This window comes from Limnohabitans sp., assembly GCF_031539105.1.
In the GTDB taxonomy this organism is placed as follows: domain Bacteria; phylum Pseudomonadota; class Gammaproteobacteria; order Burkholderiales; family Burkholderiaceae_C; genus Limnohabitans.
In genome coordinates this window covers 189,878-211,355 of record NZ_JAVKLM010000022.1, presented here as the reverse complement: position 1 = coordinate 211,355, position 21,478 = coordinate 189,878, and the positions used below count along the sequence as shown (strand labels likewise).

The 21,478-nt window shown below is 57.1% G+C and carries 24 protein-coding genes; 5 read left to right on the top strand and 19 right to left on the bottom strand.

The annotated features are described in order from the left end of the window. Positions 1-6: 6 nt before the first annotated feature. From RMR24_RS06815 to rpe, 10 genes are all read right to left on the bottom strand, one after another. Positions 7-204, bottom strand: coding sequence for a hypothetical protein (locus RMR24_RS06815; protein WP_310614325.1), 198 nt, complete (start codon positions 202-204; stop codon positions 7-9). Between the two features lie 6 nt (positions 205-210). After that, positions 211-1,002: an indole-3-glycerol phosphate synthase TrpC gene (gene trpC / locus RMR24_RS06810; protein ID WP_310614324.1), complete on the bottom strand. Its 792-nt coding sequence runs from the start codon at positions 1,000-1,002 to the stop codon at positions 211-213. A gap of 27 nt (positions 1,003-1,029) precedes the next feature. Next, a complete protein-coding gene (trpD, locus tag RMR24_RS06805) occupies positions 1,030-2,079 on the bottom strand; it encodes an anthranilate phosphoribosyltransferase (RefSeq protein ID WP_310614323.1) in 1,050 nt (349 codons plus the stop codon). A gap of 9 nt (positions 2,080-2,088) precedes the next feature. Then, positions 2,089-2,658: an aminodeoxychorismate/anthranilate synthase component II gene (locus tag RMR24_RS06800; RefSeq protein WP_310614322.1), complete on the bottom strand. Its 570-nt coding sequence runs from the start codon at positions 2,656-2,658 to the stop codon at positions 2,089-2,091. Further along, complete coding sequence (gene trpE, locus RMR24_RS06795; protein ID WP_310614321.1) at positions 2,655-4,166, bottom strand: anthranilate synthase component I; 1,512 nt, start codon at positions 4,164-4,166, stop codon at positions 2,655-2,657. The genes RMR24_RS06800 and trpE overlap by 4 nt, the downstream gene beginning before the upstream one ends. A gap of 214 nt (positions 4,167-4,380) precedes the next feature. Continuing rightward, positions 4,381-5,103 carry a phosphoglycolate phosphatase gene (gene gph, locus RMR24_RS06790; protein ID WP_310614320.1) on the bottom strand — a complete coding sequence of 241 codons (723 nt, stop codon included), beginning with the start codon at positions 5,101-5,103 and terminating at the stop codon, positions 4,381-4,383. A gap of 92 nt (positions 5,104-5,195) precedes the next feature. Then, positions 5,196-6,695: an NAD(P)(+) transhydrogenase (Re/Si-specific) subunit beta gene (locus tag RMR24_RS06785; protein WP_310614319.1), complete on the bottom strand. Its 1,500-nt coding sequence runs from the start codon at positions 6,693-6,695 to the stop codon at positions 5,196-5,198. Then, positions 6,692-7,021: an NAD(P) transhydrogenase subunit alpha gene (locus RMR24_RS06780; protein WP_310614318.1), complete on the bottom strand. Its 330-nt coding sequence runs from the start codon at positions 7,019-7,021 to the stop codon at positions 6,692-6,694. Before RMR24_RS06780 ends, RMR24_RS06785 begins: the two co-directional genes overlap by 4 nt. A gap of 18 nt (positions 7,022-7,039) precedes the next feature. Beyond that, positions 7,040-8,176, bottom strand: coding sequence for a Re/Si-specific NAD(P)(+) transhydrogenase subunit alpha (locus RMR24_RS06775; RefSeq protein WP_310614317.1), 1,137 nt, complete (start codon positions 8,174-8,176; stop codon positions 7,040-7,042). A gap of 128 nt (positions 8,177-8,304) precedes the next feature. Continuing rightward, positions 8,305-8,994, bottom strand: a complete 690-nt coding sequence (gene rpe, locus RMR24_RS06770) for a ribulose-phosphate 3-epimerase (RefSeq protein ID WP_310614316.1) — start codon at positions 8,992-8,994, stop codon at positions 8,305-8,307. Positions 8,995-9,049: 55 nt separating this feature from the next. Here rpe and apaG point away from each other — a divergent pair, with 55 nt between their 5' ends. The 4 genes from apaG to RMR24_RS06750 are packed head-to-tail and all read left to right on the top strand — an operon-like array spanning position 9,050 to position 11,454. After that, the gene (apaG, locus tag RMR24_RS06765) at positions 9,050-9,442 is read left to right on the top strand and encodes a Co2+/Mg2+ efflux protein ApaG (protein WP_310614315.1); all 393 of its coding nucleotides are present in this window, start codon (positions 9,050-9,052) and stop codon (positions 9,440-9,442) included. A gap of 11 nt (positions 9,443-9,453) precedes the next feature. Then, positions 9,454-10,443: a thiamine-phosphate kinase gene (gene thiL / locus RMR24_RS06760; RefSeq protein WP_310614342.1), complete on the top strand. Its 990-nt coding sequence runs from the start codon at positions 9,454-9,456 to the stop codon at positions 10,441-10,443. 10 nt (positions 10,444-10,453) lie between these two features. Next, positions 10,454-10,942: a phosphatidylglycerophosphatase A gene (locus RMR24_RS06755; RefSeq protein WP_310614341.1), complete on the top strand. Its 489-nt coding sequence runs from the start codon at positions 10,454-10,456 to the stop codon at positions 10,940-10,942. Beyond that, positions 10,939-11,454: a CinA family protein gene (locus RMR24_RS06750; protein ID WP_310614314.1), complete on the top strand. Its 516-nt coding sequence runs from the start codon at positions 10,939-10,941 to the stop codon at positions 11,452-11,454. Before RMR24_RS06755 ends, RMR24_RS06750 begins: the two co-directional genes overlap by 4 nt. Positions 11,455-11,499: 45 nt before the next feature. On the opposite strand, the gene RMR24_RS06745 is transcribed toward RMR24_RS06750, so the two are convergent. The 9 genes from RMR24_RS06745 to RMR24_RS06705 form a co-directional block, all read right to left on the bottom strand. Further along, a complete protein-coding gene (locus RMR24_RS06745) occupies positions 11,500-11,958 on the bottom strand; it encodes a putative toxin-antitoxin system toxin component, PIN family (protein ID WP_310614313.1) in 459 nt (152 codons plus the stop codon). Further along, the gene (locus RMR24_RS06740) at positions 11,955-13,385 is read right to left on the bottom strand and encodes a THUMP domain-containing protein (protein ID WP_310614312.1); all 1,431 of its coding nucleotides are present in this window, start codon (positions 13,383-13,385) and stop codon (positions 11,955-11,957) included. The genes RMR24_RS06745 and RMR24_RS06740 overlap by 4 nt, the downstream gene beginning before the upstream one ends. Positions 13,386-13,393: 8 nt before the next feature. Next, positions 13,394-14,965: an RNA polymerase factor sigma-54 gene (locus tag RMR24_RS06735; protein WP_310614311.1), complete on the bottom strand. Its 1,572-nt coding sequence runs from the start codon at positions 14,963-14,965 to the stop codon at positions 13,394-13,396. A gap of 6 nt (positions 14,966-14,971) precedes the next feature. Beyond that, positions 14,972-15,754 (bottom strand): LPS export ABC transporter ATP-binding protein, encoded by a 783-nt coding sequence (lptB, locus tag RMR24_RS06730; RefSeq protein WP_310614310.1) that lies wholly within the window; start codon positions 15,752-15,754, stop codon positions 14,972-14,974. Continuing rightward, positions 15,751-16,305 (bottom strand): lipopolysaccharide transport periplasmic protein LptA, encoded by a 555-nt coding sequence (gene lptA / locus RMR24_RS06725; RefSeq protein ID WP_405023314.1) that lies wholly within the window; start codon positions 16,303-16,305, stop codon positions 15,751-15,753. The genes lptB and lptA overlap by 4 nt, the downstream gene beginning before the upstream one ends. Positions 16,306-16,381: 76 nt before the next feature. After that, positions 16,382-17,041: a thiol:disulfide interchange protein DsbA/DsbL gene (locus tag RMR24_RS06720; protein ID WP_310614309.1), complete on the bottom strand. Its 660-nt coding sequence runs from the start codon at positions 17,039-17,041 to the stop codon at positions 16,382-16,384. Positions 17,042-17,058: 17 nt separating this feature from the next. Continuing rightward, positions 17,059-17,697: an SPOR domain-containing protein gene (locus RMR24_RS06715; RefSeq protein ID WP_310614308.1), complete on the bottom strand. Its 639-nt coding sequence runs from the start codon at positions 17,695-17,697 to the stop codon at positions 17,059-17,061. A gap of 17 nt (positions 17,698-17,714) precedes the next feature. Further along, positions 17,715-19,424, bottom strand: coding sequence for an arginine--tRNA ligase (argS, locus tag RMR24_RS06710; protein ID WP_310614307.1), 1,710 nt, complete (start codon positions 19,422-19,424; stop codon positions 17,715-17,717). A gap of 9 nt (positions 19,425-19,433) precedes the next feature. Then, the gene (locus tag RMR24_RS06705) at positions 19,434-20,387 is read right to left on the bottom strand and encodes a LysR family transcriptional regulator (protein ID WP_310614306.1); all 954 of its coding nucleotides are present in this window, start codon (positions 20,385-20,387) and stop codon (positions 19,434-19,436) included. Positions 20,388-20,438: 51 nt separating this feature from the next. Here RMR24_RS06705 and RMR24_RS06700 point away from each other — a divergent pair, with 51 nt between their 5' ends. Beyond that, positions 20,439-21,467 carry an SLAC1 anion channel family protein gene (locus tag RMR24_RS06700; protein WP_310614305.1) on the top strand — a complete coding sequence of 343 codons (1,029 nt, stop codon included), beginning with the start codon at positions 20,439-20,441 and terminating at the stop codon, positions 21,465-21,467. Positions 21,468-21,478: the final 11 nt, after the last annotated feature.

Genomic DNA, 21,478 nt, shown 5'->3' with positions numbered 1-21,478 from the left:
GTCGCGCTACTGGTAAATCACGGCGCCAGCATTGAGGCGTGATTGCACAAAGGCCGCCAATGACACACCCTGTGAACTGCGCCAAAACGCATCGAGCACAGGCTGCCAACCTGGCTGAACGGGCCAATCCGCTGGCGACCACTGGGTCAAACGCGGAGCATCAACATCCGCCGACCCCGCACTGCCAAACAAATCACCCGTCATGCGTGCTTAAGCGGCAAACAACTCGGACAAAGCTTTGCCAGGGTCGGCGGCACGCATGAACGCCTCACCCACTAAGAAGGCGTGCACATTGGCGTCGCGCATTTTTTGCACATCGCTGCTTTGCAAGATGCCACTCTCCGTGATGAGCAACCGGTCTGCTGGCACATCTTTGAGCATGCCAATCGTCGTGTCGAGCGAGACCTCAAAGGTGCGCAGGTTGCGGTTGTTGATACCCACCAACGGTGTTTTGAGCTTCAGCGCGCGTTGCAACTCGGCTGCGTCGTGCACCTCGACCAACACTGCCATGTCTAGGTTGCGCGCAATGGCCTCCATCTCAGCCATTTGTGCGTCGGTCAAACAAGCGGCAATGAGCAAAATGCAGTCTGCGCCCATCACACGCGCTTCGTACACCTGGTACGGGTCGACCATGAAGTCTTTGCGCAGCACAGGCAAATCGCACGAAGCGCGCGCTTGCTTGAGATAGTCCACTTGGCCTTGGAAAAAGTCTTTGTCGGTCAACACCGACAAACACGCGGCACCGTGCTCGGCGTAGCTTTGCGCAATGTCGGCAGGAATGAAGTCTTCACGAATCACGCCCTTGGACGGACTGGCTTTTTTGATCTCGGCAATCACCGCAGGCAAGCCCGCTGCAATTTTGGCGCGCAACGCACCCACGAAGTCGCGTGTCAGCACGCGGCTTTCGGCGTCAGCTCGCATAGCCGCCAATGATTTGCGCTGAAGCGCCGCTGCCACCTCTTGGCGTTTGACAGCGACGATTTGGTTCAGGATGTCTGACATGTTTTCTTTCTGGCGCCAAGCACCTATTTAAGCCGCAGCGAATCGGGCCGTGGTCGCCATCAACTGGTCGAGTTTAGTTTTGGCCGCTCCCGAAGCCAAAGCCTCACGCGCAAGCGCAATGCCGGCTTCGATGCTGCCTGCCACGTTGGCGACATACAAAGCCACCCCCGCATTGAGCACCACGATGTCGAGAGCAGGCCCAGCTTGGTTATCCAACACGCCCAGCAACATGGCGCGCGATTGCTCGGGCGTTTCAACACGCAACGCGCGGTTGCTGCTCATCGCAAAACCAAAGTCTTCAGGATGAATTTCGTACTCGCTGACCTTGCCATCTTTGAGCTCGCCCACCAATGTGGCTGCCCCCAAGGACACTTCGTCCAACCCATCGCGACCGTACACCACCAAGGCATGCTCGGCACCCAAGCGTTCAAGCGCACGCACTTGGATACCTACCAAGTCGGGGTGAAACACCCCCATCAAAATATTGGGTGCACTGGCCGGATTGGTGAGTGGGCCCAAGATGTTAAAAATGGTGCGCACACCCAGTTCTTTGCGCACGGGGGCCACGTTTTTCATCGCAGGGTGATGGTTGGGTGCAAACATAAAACCGATGCCCACTTCAGCAATGCACTTGGCAATTTGCGCTGGCGGCAGGTTGATATTGACGCCCAAGCTCTCCAGCACATCGGCGCTGCCGCTCTTGCTGCTCACGCTGCGACCGCCATGCTTGCTGACCCTACCCCCTGCGGCAGCCACCACAAACATCGAACACGTCGAGATATTGAAGGTGTGCGAACCATCGCCGCCTGTACCCACAATATCGACCATGTGCGTGCGGTCAGGTACATCGACCTTGGTAGAAAACTCGCGCATCACTTGCGCAGCCGCTGTGATTTCGCCAATGGTTTCTTTTTTCACGCGCAAGGCGGCAATGAAAGCCGACATCAACACCGGCGACATTTCACCCGACATGATGAGGCGCATGATGTGCAACATCTCGTCGTGAAAAATCTCGCGGTGCTCAATGACGCGTTGCAATGCTTCTTGCGGTGTGATGGCATGTGTAGAACTTGTCATGACCAGCCTTTACAGAAAGTTTTTCAGCATGGCGTGGCCATGCTCGGTGAGGATGGATTCTGGGTGGAACTGCACGCCTTGGATATCCAGTTCGGTGTGACGAACACCCATGATTTCGCCATCGTCCGTCCACGCTGTGACCTTGAGGCATGAGGGGCACGATGCACGTTCAACCGCCAACGAGTGGTAACGGTTGACCGTGAATTTCTCCGGCAGACCGTCAAACACCCCCTCTTGCGTGGTGGTGATGACGCTGGTTTTGCCATGCATCAGCTCTTGCGCACGAATGATGTTTCCGCCAAACGCGGCGCCAATGCTTTGGTGCCCTAAGCACACGCCCAAAATAGGCAGCTTGCCAGCAAAGTGTCGAATCGCTGCCACCGAAATGCCCGCCTCTGCAGGTGAGCAAGGACCGGGCGAAATGACCAAGCGGTCTGGCTTGCGTGCGGCAATGCCTTCGAGTGTGATTTCGTCGTTGCGAAACACCTCAACCTCGGCACCCAACTCGCCAAAGTATTGAACGATGTTGAAGGTGAAGCTGTCGTAGTTGTCCACCATGAGGAGTTTGATCTTGCTCATTCCAAGCCCTCCTCAACCAACTCGCTGGCACGCAACAAGGCACGCGCTTTGTGTTCGGTTTCTCGCCACTCCAACTCAGGCACTGAATCAGCCACCACACCTGCGGCGGCTTGCACATAGAGCGTGTCGTTTTTGATGATGCCGGTGCGAATGGCGATCGCCACATCCATATCACCTGCAAAACTGAGGTAGCCACAAGCGCCGCCGTAGAGACCGCGCTTGGTGGGCTCAAGTTGGTCAATCAATTCCATCGCGTGCACCTTGGGCGCACCGGTTAGCGTGCCCGCAGGGAATGTGGCCTTGAGCACATCCATGCTGGTGAGTGGTTTGCCGTCGGGTCCGTCGAGCAACAAGCCCTCCACGTTGCTCACGATGTGCATCACATGGCTGTAACGCTCCACAACAAAAGCCTCGGTCACTTTAACACTGCCTGTTTTGGCAATCCGGCCAATGTCGTTTCGAGCGAGGTCAATCAACATAACATGCTCGGCACGCTCTTTGGGGTCATTGATGAGCTCCACCTCTGCTGCCTTGTCGGCCTCTGGCGTTGCGCCGCGTGGACGCGTGCCGGCCAATGGGCGGATGGTGACTTTTTGCCCTTCGGGTGTGGACTCTTGGCGCACCAAAATCTCGGGCGATGCGCCCACCACGTAGGCGTCGCCGAGGTTGTAGTAATACATGTAAGGGCTGGGGTTCAGCGAACGCAAAGCGCGGTACAGCGACAGCGGGCTGGCCGTGAACTTTTTATGAATGCGCTGGCCAACTTGCACTTGCATGAAGTCGCCCGCCGCAATCAAGTCTTTGGCGCGCAGCACCGCCGCCAAGTAATCCTCTTTCGCAAAGCTACGTTCAGCGGGGTGACTGGCACATGGCGCAATCGATGGCGCTTGCGCGGGCGCTTTCAAGCGCAGCTTCAACTCAGCCAAACGGGCATGCGCTTGTGGGTAGGCATCGGGTTGTGCAGGGTCTGCGTACACGATGAGCGAGAGCTTGCCCGAGAGGTTGTCAATCACCGCCAACTCTTCGGTTTGCAACAGCAAAATGTCTGGCATGCCCAAGTCATCAGGCGGGCATGAGTGGGCCAATTTCTTCTCGATGTGGCGCACCGTGTCGTAACCAAAGTAACCTGCCAAGCCACCGCAAAAACGGGGCAAACCTTGGCGCAGAGCCACTTTGAAACGCTTCTGGTAATCGGCCACAAAGTCGAGTGGGTTACCCGCATGGGTTTCAACCACCAGACCGTCGGTCACCACCTCGGTCTTGGCCACTTCACCAAAACCTGTGGCACGCAACAGAGTTCGGGCTGGTAAGCCAATGAAGCTGTAACGCCCAAAGCGTTCGCCGCCCACCACAGACTCCAGCAAAAAGCTGCGCTCGCCCTTGTTCTGCACATGGGCCAGTTTGAGGTACAACGAAAGCGGGGTTTCTAAGTCGGCAAAGGCCTCCGCCACCAACGGGATGCGGTTATAGCCCTCTTGGGCCAATTGTTTGAATTCGGTTTCAGTCATCGTGAGCCTCCACAGCTCGGCCCCATCAGGCAAGGGGCGTTCATTCGGACAAGTGCTGAACAGCTAGGATGTTTCAGCGCGGGCACGGCTCAGCAAACCTGAACGTGCTTTTAGACAAGCGCAAACGACGGCGTACGCCAGGGCCAAGCTCCCCGGTCATGACAACCTGTGACTGTGCTGCGGTGAATGAACATGGCTTCAGTTTAGCAAAGGCTCAGCCAGCCTTGCCGAGGGCTTGGGCGATATCGGTCAGGGCATCCACATGCGCATCGGCATCCACGCCGTCCACGGACTCGCCGTGGTTATAGCCGTAACGCACCAACGCCACGGGGCAACCTGCGGCACGGGCGGCTTGGGCATCGTTGTTCGAGTCGCCCACCATCAAGGCCTTCGCGGGCTTAACGCCTAAAGCCTCGCAGGTTTTGAGCAAAGGCAGCGGGTCTGGCTTTTTGCGCTCAAAGCTGTCACCGCCAAACACATGCGTGAAAAAGTGGTCCAAGCCTTTGGCTTGCAACAAAGGCTTGGCAAACGACAAAGGTTTGTTGGTCAGACACGCCAACTGCAAGCCCGCGTCGCGCATCTGCTGCAAACCTTCCACCACGCCCGGATACACCGCTGCGAATTCACCGTTGATAGCAAGGTAATGATGCTGGTAACGCAGCCAAGCAGCCTCGTACGAATCCTCGATACCGCGAGAAGCACACACAAGAACTTGGTCTTTCACCTCGGGCAACGCCAGCTGGTGCGCCAGCACAGAACGAATCAAATGCTCTGAACCTTTGCCCACGGTGCGCTCTACCAATGCCCGTGTGACAGGCGGCAAATCTAAGTCGTGAAGTGCGCGATTCAGGGCAACCTCAAAGTCACCCAAGGTATCGACCATCGTGCCATCGAGGTCGACGATGGCGGCTTGAAACTGAGTCAATGAAAAATTCATAAATCACGGGCTCTAAATTGACGCGCAATGCGTTGGCGCTGAATGAAGAAGGGGCGTCATAGACGCCCCTAGAAACCAAGAATCAAAGCAGTTTACTCAACCGCTTTGACCATGTCTTCCACCACCTTCTTGGCGTCACCAAACACCATCATGGTTTTGTCCATGTAGAACAGCTCGTTGTCTAGGCCTGCATAACCCGAGGCCATAGAACGCTTGTTCACGATCACCGTCTTAGCTTTGTAGGCTTCCAAGATGGGCATGCCATAAATCGAGCTGCCTTTTTCCAGCGCAGCAGGGTTCACCACATCGTTGGCGCCCAAGACGATGGCCACATCCACTTGGCCAAATTCGCCGTTGATGTCTTCCATCTCAAACACCTGGTCGTAAGGCACTTCGGCTTCGGCCAACAACACGTTCATGTGGCCAGGCATGCGGCCCGCCACAGGGTGGATCGCATATTTCACGCTGATGCCTTTGTGCATCAACTTCTCGGCCAACTCATTCACCGCATGTTGAGCGCGCGCGACGGCCAAACCGTAGCCAGGCACGATCACTACCGTCTCAGCGTTCGCCAAAATGTAGGCCGCGTCATCGGCGCTGCCGCTCTTCACGGGACGCTGCTCTTGTGCGCCAGCCACGGCTGTCACCGCCTCGGCACCAAAACCACCCAAGATGACGCTGAAGAACGAGCGGTTCATCGCCTTACACATGATGTAGCTCAAAATCGCGCCCGAGCTGCCCACCAAGGAGCCCGCAATGATGAGCATGCTGTTGTTGAGCGAGAAGCCAATGCCCGCCGCCGCCCAGCCTGAATAGCTGTTGAGCATGGACACCACCACTGGCATGTCTGCGCCACCAATCGGGATGATGATGAGCACGCCCATGACAAACGCCAAGGCCAGCATGGCGAAGAAGGCTGTCCAATCTTCGGTCACCACGAACATGAGCCCCAAGCCCACTGTCACCAAACCCAACACGAGGTTGAGCATGTGCTGACCCGAGAAGCTCACGGGCGTGCCTTGGAACAAACGGAATTTGTATTTGCCCGACAGCTTGCCAAAGGCAATGACTGAACCGCTGAAGGTGATCGCACCGATGGCTGCACCAAGGAACAGCTCAAGGCGGTTACCCGGTGGAATGGGGAAGCGCTGCATCATCTCGGTAATGACCCATCCCGATGCGGTTTGTACTTTGGTGATCACCTCTTGCGGCGCTGGCGTGATGCCAAACGCCCAAGGCTCAGCCACTGCGGCTACACCAATGAACACGGCAGCCAAACCAATCATGCTGTGCATGAAGGCCACCAGCTCGGGCATCTTGGTCATCTCCACGCGCTGCGCCATGATCGTGCCTGCACCGCCGCCCACCACGAGGCCCAACAAGACCCAACTCATGCCAGCGCCTGAACCCGACAGCTTGACGATCAAAGCGGCGGTGGTGATGACGGCAATGGTCATACCCGTCATGCCAAACACGTTGCCGCGGATGGAGGTGGTGGGATGGCTCAAGCCTTTGAGCGCTTGAATGAAACACACACTGGCCACCAAGTACATCAAGGTGACGAGGTTCATTGAAACAAAGTCCATGCTCATGCTTTGTCTCCTGCAGCTGCCGCAGTTTTAGCCGGCTTTTCTTTTTTCCTGAACATTTCCAGCATCCTGCGCGTGACCATGAAGCCACCAAACACATTGACTGCAGCCAAAGCCACTGCCAACACGCCCATGGTTTTACCCAGCATGGTTTCGGTCATCGCAGCAGCCAACATGGCGCCCACGATGACGATGGCCGAGATGGCATTGGTCACCGCCATCAGTGGCGTGTGCAGTGCAGGCGTGACGGTCCACACCACGTGGTAACCCACATAAATGGCCAGCACAAAAATAATCAAGTTGACGAGGGTGGGAGAGACTGCATCCATTTTTTGATATTCCTCGTTTTATTTTTTCACCACCGCGCCATCGCGGGTGACAAGACAAGCCGCGACGATGTCGTCTTCTAAGTCGATGTGTAACGCACCTTCTTTGTTGATGACAAGCTTCAAGAAATCGAGCACGTTACGGGCATACAGTGCACTGGCGTCTGCGGCCACCAAGGCGGGCAAGTTGGTCTCGCCCACAATCGTCACGCCATGCTTGATGACGGTCTTACCTGCTTCGGTCAGAGGGCAGTTACCGCCCACGCCATCGGCGCCCTTACCGGCAGCGATGTCGATGATGACAGCGCCCGGCTTCATGGCCTTGACCATGTCTTCGGTCAACAGCACCGGTGCTGCGCGACCTGGGATGAGTGCCGTGGTGATCACGATATCTGCCAAGGCAACGCGCTTGGCGACTTCCACCTTTTGGCGGTCCAACCAGCTTTGCGGCATGGGGCGGGCATAGCCTCCCACACCTTCGGCCGCGTCTTTTTCGTCTTGGCTTTCAAACGGCACGTCGATGAACTTCGCACCGAGTGACTCCACTTGCTCTTTCACGCTGGGGCGCACATCGGTGGCTTCAATCACGGCCCCTAAACGCTTGGCGGTTGCGATGGCTTGCAAGCCCGCCACACCCACGCCGAGGATGACCACGCGTGCGGCCTTGACCGTACCCGCTGCTGTCATCAACATGGGGAAGAAGCGTTGGTATTTGTCTGCAGCCAGCATGACGGCTTTGTAGCCTGCAATGTTGGCCTGAGAGGACAACACGTCCATGCTTTGTGCGCGCGTGGTGCGTGGGGCGGCTTCAAGGGCGAAGCCCGTTGCGCCAGCCGTGGCCAAGCGTTGCAAGCCTTCGGCATTGAAGGGCTCCAACATGCCCACCACCGTGCTGCCGGCTTTGATGCTAGAGGCCTCAGCCGCTTCGGGGCTGCGCACCTTGAGCACCAAGTCGCTGGCCCATGCTGTGGGCGCGTTGACCAACTCAGCGCCTGCAGCTGCATACGCTTCGTCCGTCACGCTGGCGGCAACGCCTGCGCCTGATTGCACGCGAACCTTGTGACCTTGGTTGATTAATTTTTTGACAGTCTCAGGCGTCACGGCGACACGCGCCTCGCCCGCGACCACTTCAGATGGAACACCAATCGTTAGAGACATTCAAGCTGTACCTTATAAAAACTTAAGCCAATCATTTAGCGTGTACTTCCTTCTATTGGACCTCAACGGCCAATCACCGGCAAGCTCGGTTTACCCTTACCTTACAGCGCAAAAAGAATCCATTCTGATTACGCAAGCGCCAAGCGCATTTGATCAATCACCGCCTTGTAATCAGGCTTGCCAAAAATCGCGCTGCCCGCCACAAAGGTGTCGGCGCCAGCATCGGCTACTTGGCGGATATTGTCGGGCTTGATGCCGCCATCCACTTCAAGGCGAATGTCTTTGCCGCTGCGCTCAATCCATTGGCGGGCCATCTCGACTTTGCGCAGGGCTGAATCAATGAAGCTTTGGCCGCCAAAACCAGGGTTCACGCTCATGATGAGAATGAGGTCAATTTCGTCAATCGTCCACTCCAGCACGTCTAGCGGCTCGGCGGGGTTGAACACCAAACCGGCTTTCACGCCCTTGCTCTTGATGGCTTGGATGCTGCGGTGCACATGGGCGCTCGCGTCGGGATGAAAGCTGATGTAGTCCGCACCGGCTTGGGCAAACGACTCAGCCAAAGCGTCCACAGGCGAAATCATCAAGTGCACGTCGATGGGCACCGCCACGCCTGCGGGGGTTTTGGCATGTGGCTTCAAGGCTTGGCAAATCATGGGGCCGAACGTGAGGTTGGGCACATAGTGGTTGTCCATCACATCAAAGTGAATCCAATCAGCGCCAGCGGCGATGACGTTTTTCACCTCATCACCCAAACGGGCGAAGTCCGCAGACAAGATAGAGGGAGCGATATGGAATGTGGGGCGTGGGCTGGTCATGGGGTGATTATTTCACCCCTTCAGCGTGGTTTTTGGCTTAGGCCAAAATCACCTCATGCTCCGTTATAAATTTCAAGTCGAAGTCCATCCGCAATACCTGTCTGAGCAGTCAGACCCAGACGGCGGTTTGTACATGTTTGCCTACACCATCACCATTACCAACGTGGGCAATGTGGCGGCGCAACTGATCTCACGCACATGGAACGTCAACGACGCCAACGGCACACACGAAAAAATCAAAGGCCTTGGCGTGGTGGGCCACCAGCCCTTGTTGCAACCTGGTGAACAGTTTGAATACACCAGCGGCACCCGCCTGCGCACGCCCACAGGCACCATGCACGGCAGCTACTTTTGTGTGGCTGAAGACGGCGAGAAGTTTGAGGTGGACATTCCCATGTTTGTGCTGGACGCGCTCAGCGATGAGCCGGGCAGTCGCAACCTTCACTGATGCCAAACAACATGGGTGAATTTGATCTGATCGAGCGCTACTTCAAGCGCCCCACACACAAAGCCGCACTGGGCGTGGGTGACGATTGCGCCTTGTTAAAACCCACCGAAGGCATGCAGCTCGCGGTGTCCAGCGACATGTTGGTGGAAGGCCGTCACTTTTTAAGCACGGTCGACCCTGCCCGCTTAGGCCATAAAGCCTTGGCGGTGAACCTGAGCGACTTGGCAGCCATTGGCGCAGAACCCTTGGCTTTTACCCTCGCGCTTTCTTTGCCCCGCGTGGACGAAGCATGGTTAGCCGGCTTTTCAAGCGGCTTGTTGCGTTTGGCAGATGAACATGGCTGTGAGCTGGTGGGGGGCGACACCACGCAAGGCCCGCTGAATATTTGCATCACCGTGTTTGGCGAAGTACCGCCGGGCGACGCGCTGCTGCGCCAAAACGCACAAGTGGGCGATGATATTTACATCAGCGGCACAGTGGGTGACGCACGCTTGGCACTCGAAGTGTTTCGCGGGTCGCACAGCATTTCAAGCGAAGCTTTTGAGCAAGCCCGCCTGCGCATGGAACAACCCACGCCACGCGTGGCACTTGGCACCGCCCTGCGCGCTGTGGCGAACGCAGCCATTGATGTGAGCGATGGTTTGCTCGGTGACTTAGGCCACATCCTCAAACGCTCGGGCGTAGGCGCACAAATTGACACGGGCTGGCTGCAATCGGCAGGCAGCTTTGGTGAAACGCATTTACCTGCGGGCATCACACCCGTGTTGGCAGAGTTGCCTTGGAACAAACGCCTAGAGTTCGCCCTGTCCGGCGGCGATGATTACGAACTGTGCTTCACCGCACCCGTGAACCAACGCGAACTGGTGCACGCCGCCGCGTGGGAAACCAACACACCCGTGACACGCATGGGTCGCATCACCCAAGAACAAGGCTTGGTCGTGCTCGACCCGCAAGGGCAACCGATTGCCAAACGCTTTGCGTCGTTTGACCACTTTGCCTAAGACCATTCGTATGCTGAACCGCCGATTTCTACTCTCCCACCCTGCCCACTTCATCGCGCTCGGCGCAGGCTCTGGCCTGTCCCGCCTCGCCCCAGGCACAGCAGGCACGCTATGGGCATGGGCGGTGTTTTTGCTCTTGCAAATTTGGCTCACACCGCTACAAATGGGTGTGCTGATTACTGCATCCACGCTGATCGGCTGGTGGGCTTGCACCGTCACCGCGCAGCACATGGGCGTGGCAGACCCAGGTGCGATTGTGTGGGACGAAGTGATTGCGTTTTGGTTGGTGCTGTGGCTGGTGACGCCCACCACGTTTTGGGGACAACTGGGCGCGTTCATTTTGTTTCGCTACTTTGACGCTGCCAAGCCTGGGCCCGTGGGTTGGGCTGATAGATTGTTCAAAGGCTTTGGTTGGCGCGGGGGCTGGGGCATCATCTTTGATGACTTGGTCGCTGCGTTTTGTACTTTGCTCGTGATTGCTATTTGGAGGTCGTTATGAGTTCACATACTTTGACGGAACAACTCGCCGAAGTGCTGCAACAACATGGCTGGATGCTGGCCACCGCAGAGAGCTGCACGGGCGGCATGATCGCGGCCAACTGCACAGATTTATCGGGTTCAAGCAATTGGTTTGAACGGGGGTTTGTGACCTATTCCAACGAAGCCAAGCACGAGATGTTGGGCGTGGATTCGGCCTTGATTGCCGAACACGGCGCTGTCAGCGCGGCCGTGGCACAAGCCATGACTTTGGGCGCGATGCGCCGTTCACATGCGCAGGTGACATTGGCCGTCACAGGTGTGGCGGGCCCAACAGGTGGCTCAACTGACAAGCCTGTGGGTACCGTTTGGTTTGCATGGGCCACGCCCAGCGATGCAGGCCCAACTCTTGGCGCTGAAACGGCTTGGGTGAAAACGGAGATGATGCACTTCAACGGCGACCGCGCTTCGGTACGTGAAGCCGCCGCACAACACGCACTAAAGACTTTGCTGGATTTACTGCAACAGCAATGAAGCGCGTGCATCGCGCGTGAAGCATGCGTTTGGCCTGCCTATGCCCTAAACAGGCAGCGCCGCTGGAAACACTTTCCCCACCGCCACCCCCAAACGCGCCATGCGGTTGCGCATGGTCAACACAGCTTTGTCTTTGCTGATGAGCTGAGTCTTGTGCTCGGCCGCTAAGTCGATGAACTTTTGGTCATCGACGTCTTTACACACATACAGCGCTTTTGGCGCAATGGGCATGAGCTGTGCATGCGCATCAAACTGCGCCAAGATATCTTGCGCCGCGAGCTGGCTGAAGGCCAATCGCTTGACGATGTGAGCGTAAGCCAACACGCGCTCAAGCTCGTCACGCATGACTTGCGTGGCCAGCCATTGCACGGCTTTGGTTTCTAGCGCATCAAGCAACGCAGGCGTGACCGTATCTTTGTAGAGCCACAGGTCAAGCACGATGTTGGTGTCGAGCACCACACGCACGGGTGCTGCAGCAGCTCCCACACTTAGCTCGGTATTCACGGCTGCGCTGACCCGTTGCCCTCGGTGGGCTGAGCATCGTTAGGTTGGGTGTCGTTGGGTTTATTGCGCATTGACCCTGCACGCAAATCAAAGCGGAACATACGGCATTCAATCGGGCCGTTCCACATCGGCACGCGGCGTGACTCTTTAAACCGCATACGGCTAGGCAGCTTGAGGTCGGGCGTCAACATCCACGCTGTCCAGCCGGCGTAGTTTTTCTTCCAATGACTGGCCAACTGCGCAAAGAAGTCGCCGCCGTCTTCAGTTTGTGCAACATCACGAGCGCCAAAGCGGGGCACGTCGTCGCGCACCATGCCGTTGTCATGGGCCGCATCATCAAAACCAGCATCGCCGTTTTGATTCACGTCTTCGTAGGGCGACACATATTCCGTAGGTGGCGAATAACGCGCACGGCGCGCCGCGCCCGCAATGCCTGCGGCTTCAATACGCTCGCCATACGGCGGATTGACCAACATGACGCCCGGTATTTCGCTAGGGGGCATACGTTGCAGTGCATCGCCACCGCGCAGCTGCACGGCGTGTGCCACGCCTGCACGCTCAGCATTGCGTTGTGCAAAGTCAACCATACGGAAGGCCACATCGCTGCCAAACACTTCGGCACGCGGCTCGCACGCTTGGGCGCGGGCGTTGTCCAGCAACCCATGCCACACATGCTCTTGATAAGGAATGAGTTTTTGGAAACCAAATTTACGCATCGAACCCGGCGCGATGTTGCAGGCAATTTGCGCCGCCTCAATCGCGATGGTGCCGCTACCGCAACACGGGTCATAGAGCGGCACGCCTTGCGCCATGAAGCCTTCAGGATTGGCTGCGGTGCCATCACCTTGGCTCCAGCCACTCGCGGCCAACATGGCCGCAGCGAGGGTTTCTTTCAACGGTGCATCGCCTTTGTCAGCACGCCAACCGCGTTTGAACAGGGGCTCGCCCGAGGTGTCGATGTAGAGCGTGCAGCTCTCGGTGGTCAAGTGAGCGTAGATGCGTGCATCGGGCCATTGCGTGTTGACGTCGGGGCGCACACCAAACTTGTGGCGGAAACGGTCAGCCACTGCGTCTTTGATTTTGAGCGCCGCAAAGTTCAAGCTCTTGAGTGGGCTGTGCTGCGCAGTGATTTCAATCTTGAAGGTTTCTTTGGGCGAGAACCACAGTTCCCACGCCACTTCGCCCGCAGCGCGGTAGAGGTCTTCTTCTTGGCGGTATTGCGTGTGCGACAACTCGACCAACACGCGTTGCGCCAAACGGCTGTGCAGGTTGAGCTGCAACACATCGCGCCACGAAGTGCGCACCATCACGCCTGCACGAAAGGCGCGAATGTCGTCGTCGCCCACGCCGGTGATGCGACGCACTTCCTCGGCCAAATAGGATTCGACGCCTGCCGCACAGGGCAAGAAGAGATGCAATTGATTCATAGGGTTCTTTAAAGCGCTTTGCGCAGAGTCGTGGGCGCAATACGCAGCGCCTCACGGTATTTGGCCACGGTGCGGCGTGCGCACTCAATGCCTTGCTCTTTGAGCATTTCGGAGAGCTGATTATCCGACAGTGGCTTTTTGGGGTTCTCGCTCGCCACAAATTGCTTGATGAGCGCGCGCACCGCGGTACTGGAGGCGTTGTTGCCGCTGTCCGTTTCTAGCCCTGAGCCAAAGAAATACTTGAGCTCGAAGGTGCCAAAGGGCGTGCTCATGTATTTGTTGGTGGTCACGCGGCTGATGGTGGACTCGTGCAGGCCCAGCTCTTCGGCAATCTCGCGCAGCACCATGGGACGCATGGCGAGTTCGCCGTGGATGAAGAAGTTTTTCTGACGCTCAGAGATGGCATTACTCACGCGCAAGATGGTGTCAAAGCGCTGCTGGATGTTCTTGATGAACCAACGCGCTTCTTGCAAACGCTGCTGCAAACCCGCATGGTTGTCGCCCTTGCCGCCTTTGAGGGCATTGGCGTAAATGTCGTGCACGCGCAAACGGGGCATCACATCGGGGTTCAAAGCGACCTTGAACTTGGGCGCTGTGGTGGACTTGCCCACGCGCGTCACCAGCACATCGGGCACCACCACATGGCGCTCGACATCAGCAAAGCGGCGGCCAGGCTTGGGCTCTAGGCGGCCGATCAGGGCAATCGCCACTTTCACATTGGCTTCGCTGTCACCCACGATCACAGCCAAGCGTTTGAAGTCGCGCTTGGCCAGCATCTCCATAGGCTGCTTGCACATCAGAACGGCTGTGTCGCGAATCTGCAAAGCTTCTTCGCCTTTGGGCTCTAGCGCTTTGAGTTGCAGCGTCAAACACTCGGCCAAATCGCGTGCACCCACGCCCACGGGTTCTAGGCTTTGCAGCAGCGACAAGGCCACTTGAAAACGGTGTTCGAGTTCTTCAATTTGCTCTTCGTCGCCATTGCCTAAACCTTCGGCCAAACTGCGCAGCGTGTCTTCAAGGTAACCATCGTCGTTGAGGTTTTCTATCAGGTAGCGCAGCGCGGCGGTGTCGGTAGGGCTTAGGCGCAGCGACAGCGCTTGGCGGTGCAAAAACGAGGTGAGCGACTCTTGCATGCGCGCCAACTCGGTGGCGTCTGCCGTGTCGCTGTCGGCGGTGTTGTTGTGATTGCTGGCGGGAGCGTCGCCGCCCCACTCGGAGTCGTCGGCAGAGAACTCCACACTGCCGTCACCGTCCCAGCTTTCGGCAATGCCGTCTACGCTGGGCTCGGTGTCACTGGATGTGTTGTCCACGGTAATTTCAGACATACCGCCGTCCATCGACGGTACTTCACGCATGGGCTCAAGCTCTTCGTCACGAGCAGGGGTATCGGCTTTGTCGAGACCAAATTCTTCGCGCGGCGCTTCTTCAAATTCTTTGTCGAGAAATGGGTTCTCGTCGAGCATTTGCTCAATCTCTTGGCTCAACTCCAAGGTCGACAACTGCAACAGTCGGATCGACTGCTGCAACTGGGGCGTGAGCGCCAGATGTTGGGAGACACGGAGTGATAAGCCTTGTTTCATGCCAGATCACATTCGGAAATGTTCGCCGAGATACACGCGGCGCACATCTGCGTTCTCAATGATTTCGCGCGGCGTGCCCTGCGCCAGCACACGGCCATCGCTGATGATGCAGGCATGGTCGCAAATGCCCAGCGTTTCGCGCACGTTGTGGTCGGTGATCAACACACCCATGCCACGGTTTTTCAGAAAGCCAATGATGCGTTGAATCTCAATCACCGCAATCGGATCAATGCCGGCAAAGGGCTCGTCCAGCAAAATGAAACGCGGGTTTGTCGCCAAGGCACGGGCGATTTCCACACGACGACGCTCGCCACCCGACAAAGCCAAGGCAGGCGATTCACGCAAGTGGTCCACGCGCAACTCTTGCAGCAGTGATGTCAACCGTTTTTCAATTTCTTCGTGCGTCAACGGCTTGCCGTCTTCGTCGCGTTGCAACTCCAACACAGCACGCACGTTGTCTTCCACGTTCAGCTTGCGAAAGATCGACGCCTCTTGCGGCAAATAACTCAAACCCAAACGTGAGCGGCGGTGAATCGGCAAATGCGCCACGGGCTGGCCATCGATGGTGATACTGCCACCGTCAGCTCGCACCAAGCCCACGATCATGTAAAACGAAGTGGTCTTGCCGGCGCCGTTGGGGCCCAGCAAACCGACCACTTCGCCCTTTTTCACGGCAATCGACACATCGTGGACCACCTTGCGACTGCCATAGGCTTTTTGCAAGTGACGTGCCTCCAAACGACTTTCAGTCGTGTCGGTCGTGTGCGAAGGTGAAAGGGTGTCGATCACGGTTTATCCAATGTTTTGCTGCGCGGGGCGAGCACTGCCTTGACGCGTCCGGTGCCGGCCTTGCCACCTTCTGTGGTGCGCTGGCCGTCGATGCTAAACACATCGGTCAGGTTTTCGTAAATGATGAGTTTGCCGCTCATGGTGTCGTTCAACACCGGGCCACGGTAGCGCCGCACTTCGGCACTGTCGATGAGCTTGACGCGATCAGCCTTGCCATCAAACTCAATGCGCAAGGCTTCGCCCTCCATGAACTCGTCATTGCCTTCACGCTTTTGGCGAAAGAAGGCGCGGGTGTTGGGCTCGGGAAAGATGACACCAAATTGATAGCCGTCGGCATCTTCACGCATCTCAATGCGTGCACCGCGCATCACCATCGTGCCACGAGTCAGCACCGCGCGACCCGTAAAAATGCTGACTTGCTTGAGCTCGTCATGCACAAGGCTATCGGCCTCAATGTTTGTGGGCTTCTCACGATCTGCTTTTTCTGCAGACGCCGCTACCGGCACGATGGCCATCAGTAAGACGATTGAGAAAGAAGCAAATGAAGTCAAGGCACGAATATTGCTCGTTTAGTTGATGGCATTCTAACCATCTAGAGAAGCAATTTCCGTGCTGACTTGATGCAGCTTAGCGACCGCGGCGCACTTCGCCGATCAGGTATTCGGCCACTTGCAAAGCACGGTCCATGGTTTGCGTGAGTGAGCCATCTGTGTAGAAACGACCGGCAATGCCCAAAGCGGGGACACCCTGCACCTTGAATGCGTCTTGCAACTGCGTGGCGCGGCGTGCCTTGGACGCAACGCCAAAGCTGTTGAAGGTGTCCAAAAACTTTTTCTCAGGCAAACCATTTTTATTGGCCCATGCGGCCAAGGCTTGCGAGGTGTTGAGCTGCTGACGCTCGTTGTGGATGGCGTGGAACAACTTGCCGTGCATAGCGTCAACCATGTTGAGCGATTCAAACACGTAGTACGCGCGTTGCTGGGCTTCAAAGTCATCACGAAAGCGCACTGGCACGCGCTGCACCACCACATCTTTGGGGGCGGCCTTCAACCAAGCCGCGAACTGCGGCTCGAAGGAATTGCAATGTGGGCAGCTGTACCAAAAAAACTCGATGAGCTCAATCTTGCCCGCGCCCACATCGGTGGGCACGCGCTTGTCGAGTGACAAATAGTCTGTGCCCTCCACAGGCTTTTTTGCTGCAGCAGGACCTTGGGCATGAGCCGCCAAAGGCAAACCAGTCACAGTAGCAGCGCTGATGGCGGCCAAAGAAAAATCACGACGTTTCATGGGTTACCTCTTGGTGTTTAACGTTGCACCCGCACCATGGCGGAATCAATATGAGCGGCTTCCAGCTTGGCACGCACGCGTTCGGCTTCGGCTTTGTCGAGTGGGCCCACGCGCACACGATAAACCGTGCGGCCGCCTTGGTCGCGTTCGCTGATTTTGGTTTCTAGGCCTAGCATGCCCGTCTTGGCACGTTGCGCTTCGGCTTCTTCAGTGGTGCGGTATGCGCCAGCTTGAACGAAATAAATGAATGGGTCTGTGCTGACAGGTTTGGCCTCGGCTGCTTTGGGCTCGGCAGCCTTGGGTTCAGGTGTTTTGGTTTCTGCGGGCTTGGGCTCTGCGGCTTTCACTTTGGCCAAATCGCCCAAGGGGTCTGCACTCTTAGGATCAACCTTGGCAGCAGCATCAGGCTTGGACTCATCCGGTTTGTCCGCCGACTTCGCGCCCTTTTTGCCGTAGAGCGGCGCGTTGGGATCCCAGTCTTTGTTCTTTTCAGCTTCTGCCGCATCCAAATCGGCAGAGCGCGCTTGGCCTTTGTTCATGAAAGGAATGGGCACTTTGGTGACGTAAACCGCCACACCTAAAGCGACGGTTAAGCCCACCACCAAGCCGATGATGAAGCCCACCAAAGTCCCGCCGCGTTGCCGGTTCATACGCATCAAAATCTCCGTCGTTTTTACATGCTGGCGGGGGCTGACACACCCAATACCGCCAAGCCATTGTGCAGCACCTGCGCGGTGGCTGCCACCAGCGCCAAGCGGGCTTTTTTCACCACCTCATCGTCCACCAAAATGCGTTCGGCATCGTAGTAGCTGTGATAGCTGGCCGCGAGATCGCGCAAATAGAAGGTCACATCATGCGGCGCAAAGTCGGCCGATGCGGCCGAGAGCATGGCGGGGTATTTGGCCAGTTGCAACATGAGGGCTTGCGCTTGTGGGCTCTCAAGAGCGGACAGGTCCACGTCTTGCAGCGAAGCCACTTTGCCGCCATCTTTGTCAGCCCAAGCACGCAACACCGAGCAAATGCGGGCGTGCGCGTATTGCACGTAGTACACGGGGTTGTCGTTGTTCTTTTGTACGGCCAAGTCCACGTCGAAGGTGTACTCGGTGTCGGGCTTGCGGCTCAGCAAAAAGAAACGCACTGCGTCTTTGCTGGTCCACTCGATCAAGTCGCGCAAGGTCACGTAGCTGCCGGCACGCTTGGAAATTTTCACTTCCTCGCCGCCGCGCATCACACGCACCATGGTGTGCAATACGTAGTCGGGGTAGCCCTCGGGAATGCCCACATTGGCGGCTTGCAAGCCAGCGCGCACGCGGGCGATGGTGCCGTGGTGATCAGTGCCTTGGATGTTGACCACCTTGGTAAATCCACGTTCCCACTTGGTGATGTGATACGCCACGTCCGGCACAAAGTAGGTGTACGTGCCGTCTGTTTTTTTCATCACACGGTCTTTGTCGTCACCGTAGTCGGTGGACTTGAGCCACAACGCACCGTCTTGTTCGTAGGTTTTGCCAGCTGCTTGCAAGCGGCCCACCGCATCGGCTACTTTGCCGCTGGTGTAGAGGCTGCTCTCGAGGTAATAGTTGTCGAACTTGACGTCAAAGGCTTTCAAGTCGAGGTCTTGCTCGTGGCGCAAATAGGCCACGGCAAATTCGCGCATGCCGTCCACATCGTTCACATCGCCGCTGGCGGTGAATTCACGGTCGTCAGACTTGACGGTTTTGCCAGCCAAGAAATCGGTGGCGATGTCTTGGATGTAGTCACCGTTGTAAAACGCTTTGCTCTCTGGGTTCTCAGGGTCCACCGGCCAGCTGGCGTCGCCAGGCTTGATGCCTTGGGCGCGGAAGTGCGTGCTCTTGGCCAAGGTGTTGATTTGCACGCCCGCGTCGTTGTAATAAAACTCGCGGTACACGTTGAAGCCTTGCGTCGCAAACAAATTACAAATCGCATCGCCCAGCGCGGCTTGTCGGCCGTGGCCCACGTGCAGCGGGCCGGTAGGGTTGGCAGACACGAACTCGACCAACACGCGTTGGCCGTTGTCGGCTTGGAAACCAAAACAATCTTTGGCCGCCAACACCTCGCGCACGATTTGTTGTTTGGCCGAGGGCTTCAAACGGATGTTGATAAAGCCGGGGCCAGCGATTTCGATGTCTTGCACCCACTGTTGGTACACAGGCGCTGCCAACAACGCGTCGCGCAGTTGCTCGCCGAGTTGACGGGGGTTGAGCTTGAGGGGTTTGGCCAGCTGCATGGCAGCGGTGATGGCGTAATCGCCATGTGCGGCAACCTTGGGGGATTCAAAAGCGGCCTTGTTGCCAGAGCCGGGCAACAAACCGTCGAGGGCTTGGCTCAGGGCGGCCAGCAATTCTTGTTTAACTTGGAGCATGGGCAGATTTTACGTGCCGCTCCAGTAGGTCGCCTGGCCGTAATGGTCTTTGAGAAAGTCAATCCACAAGCGCAGGCGCAAAGGCAAGTGTTTGCGTTGTGAAAACACGGCATAAATGCCGTTGGGCGGTGCGGCAAATTCTTCCAACACAGGCACCAGTTGACCGCTGTTAATTTCAGTTTCTACTTCCCACGTGCTGCGCCAAGCTATGCCATGGCCCGCCAAACACCAGTCGTGCAGCACTTGGCCGTCCGAACAATCCATAGGGCCGCTGGGACGCAAGTGAATCACTTCATGACTTGAGCCTTCGCTGGTTTTTCCCTCACTGTGCTTGACAGTGACTGGCAGACGAAACGCCCAGCCGCGCGTTTGTGAGGCGTCACTTGACAAAGTCAAGCAACGAAAACGCATCAAGTCGCTGGGCACTTTGGGTGTGCCGTAGCGTTTCAAAAATTCAGGCGTAGCCACACACAACCGGCGGTTGTCGGCCATGCGCACACTCACCAAGGATGAGTCGGGCAAATCACCCACGCGCACAGCGCAGTCAAACCCTTCGGCGGCCAAATCAACCACACGGTCGCTCAGGTTGAGCGACACCGTCACATCCGGATGCATGCTGTGAAACTTGGGCACCAGCGGCGCCACATGGCGACGTCCAAAACCAGCAGGCGCGGTGATGCGCAAGTGTCCGCTGGCTTTGAGCCCGCCCGCACTCACGCTCGCTTCGGCGTTGGCCACTTCGGCCAGCAAGCGTTGACAGTCTTCGAGGAATGCCGTGCCTTCGTGTGTGAGTGTGATGCGTCGCGTGGTGCGCACCAAAAGCTTGACGCCCAAGTGAGCTTCTAAACTGTCTAAGCGTCGCCCCATGATGGCAGGTGCCACACCCTCGGCTTTGGCAGCAGCCGTCAAGCTGCCTTTCAAGGCCACCGACACAAAAGACTCAAAGGCTTTGAGTTTGTCCATGCTTGAATTATCCACGGGCAAGAAACAGAGCCTCGCCCTAAAATCTGTTGCATGAATTCTCACACCCCCGTACTTCAAACCACCCGCATCACTCGCGCTATCGCTTTGACAGAGCACCTGTCCCCCGCATGGTTTGCCATGGTCATGGGCTGGGGTGGTTTAACACTGGCATGGCTGCGCGCCACTGAAGTACTGGGAGAAACAGCCTTAGGTCTAGGCTTGGTGGGCGCAATTTTTTCACTGCTGGTTTTCTCCTTGCTTTGCATCGCCTGCTTGACCCGCATGAGCGCTCATCCCAACGCAGTCGCAGCCGATATGCGTCACCCGGTTCGCCACGCATTCATGGCGACGCTCCCCATTTCCATCATGCTGCTCGCCACCATTGGCGTTCACTTGTTTTGGAATGCTTCGCGCGCGCTCAACACGGTGCTTACTTTTGTATGGTGTGTAGGCTCTATTTTGGAAATCGCAGCAACGGTGTGGGTGATCAGCCGCTGGCTCAATAGCGCTGACAAGGGCGGCTTTCAATGGAGCACCTTCACGCCTGTGTTTTTTATTCCTGTGGTGGGCAATGCGCTAGCCCCTTTGGCCGGTGTTCCCATTGGCTTAGAGGCATGGGCTTGCGCACAATTGGGCGTTGGATTGCTGTTGTGGCCTGTACTGCAAACACTCTTATTTGTTCGCATGGCACAAGCAGGGCCGCTGCCAACTCGCATGTCGGCCTCGCTATTTATCACCATCGCGCCGCCGTCCATCATTGGGTTGGATTTGCTCGCACTCCACGCGCCACTTCCTGCAGTCTGGGTGATGTGGGGAATTGGCGCATTCTTTTTAGCCTTGTCTCTGACCCAACTAGAGAGCATTCGTGAACAAGCATTCGGGCTAGGTCACTGGGCTATGAGTTTTCCGATGGCCGCGATTACCGCACTGACGTTTCGCATGTCACAAGAGCATGGCGGATCTTGGTTGCAAATGCCCGCCACTTTGCTGTTGGCTGTGACGTCTCTGCTCATTTTGGGGTTGACCCTAGGCACTTGGCGAGGTCTGCGTCACGGACAATTGCTGATTGCCGAAAAGTAATTCAAGCAAGC

What these genes read in the sequence shown, in the direction of transcription:
- RMR24_RS06785 (WP_310614319.1), bottom strand. Translation starts at nt 6,695, where the DNA reads ATGAGCATGGACTTTGTTTCAATGAACCTCGTCACCTTGATGTACTTG.
- RMR24_RS06705 (WP_310614306.1), bottom strand. Translation starts at nt 20,387, where the DNA reads ATGGACAAACTCAAAGCCTTTGAGTCTTTTGTGTCGGTGGCCTTGAAA.
- RMR24_RS06735 (WP_310614311.1), bottom strand. Translation starts at nt 14,965, where the DNA reads ATGAAACAAGGCTTATCACTCCGTGTCTCCCAACATCTGGCGCTCACG.
- RMR24_RS06815 (WP_310614325.1), bottom strand. Translation starts at nt 204, where the DNA reads ATGACGGGTGATTTGTTTGGCAGTGCGGGGTCGGCGGATGTTGATGCT.
- RMR24_RS06720 (WP_310614309.1), bottom strand. Translation starts at nt 17,041, where the DNA reads ATGAAACGTCGTGATTTTTCTTTGGCCGCCATCAGCGCTGCTACTGTG.
- rpe (WP_310614316.1), bottom strand. Translation starts at nt 8,994, where the DNA reads ATGACCAGCCCACGCCCCACATTCCATATCGCTCCCTCTATCTTGTCT.
- RMR24_RS06800 (WP_310614322.1), bottom strand. Translation starts at nt 2,658, where the DNA reads ATGAGCAAGATCAAACTCCTCATGGTGGACAACTACGACAGCTTCACC.
- RMR24_RS06750 (WP_310614314.1), top strand. Translation starts at nt 10,939, where the DNA reads ATGAGTTCACATACTTTGACGGAACAACTCGCCGAAGTGCTGCAACAA.
- RMR24_RS06775 (WP_310614317.1), bottom strand. Translation starts at nt 8,176, where the DNA reads ATGTCTCTAACGATTGGTGTTCCATCTGAAGTGGTCGCGGGCGAGGCG.
- apaG (WP_310614315.1), top strand. Translation starts at nt 9,050, where the DNA reads ATGCTCCGTTATAAATTTCAAGTCGAAGTCCATCCGCAATACCTGTCT.
- RMR24_RS06740 (WP_310614312.1), bottom strand. Translation starts at nt 13,385, where the DNA reads ATGAATCAATTGCATCTCTTCTTGCCCTGTGCGGCAGGCGTCGAATCC.
- RMR24_RS06780 (WP_310614318.1), bottom strand. Translation starts at nt 7,021, where the DNA reads ATGGATGCAGTCTCTCCCACCCTCGTCAACTTGATTATTTTTGTGCTG.
- thiL (WP_310614342.1), top strand. Translation starts at nt 9,454, where the DNA reads ATGGGTGAATTTGATCTGATCGAGCGCTACTTCAAGCGCCCCACACAC.
- argS (WP_310614307.1), bottom strand. Translation starts at nt 19,424, where the DNA reads ATGCTCCAAGTTAAACAAGAATTGCTGGCCGCCCTGAGCCAAGCCCTC.
- trpE (WP_310614321.1), bottom strand. Translation starts at nt 4,166, where the DNA reads ATGACTGAAACCGAATTCAAACAATTGGCCCAAGAGGGCTATAACCGC.
- trpD (WP_310614323.1), bottom strand. Translation starts at nt 2,079, where the DNA reads ATGACAAGTTCTACACATGCCATCACACCGCAAGAAGCATTGCAACGC.
- trpC (WP_310614324.1), bottom strand. Translation starts at nt 1,002, where the DNA reads ATGTCAGACATCCTGAACCAAATCGTCGCTGTCAAACGCCAAGAGGTG.
- RMR24_RS06755 (WP_310614341.1), top strand. Translation starts at nt 10,454, where the DNA reads ATGCTGAACCGCCGATTTCTACTCTCCCACCCTGCCCACTTCATCGCG.
- gph (WP_310614320.1), bottom strand. Translation starts at nt 5,103, where the DNA reads ATGAATTTTTCATTGACTCAGTTTCAAGCCGCCATCGTCGACCTCGAT.
- RMR24_RS06700 (WP_310614305.1), top strand. Translation starts at nt 20,439, where the DNA reads ATGAATTCTCACACCCCCGTACTTCAAACCACCCGCATCACTCGCGCT.
- RMR24_RS06715 (WP_310614308.1), bottom strand. Translation starts at nt 17,697, where the DNA reads ATGCGTATGAACCGGCAACGCGGCGGGACTTTGGTGGGCTTCATCATC.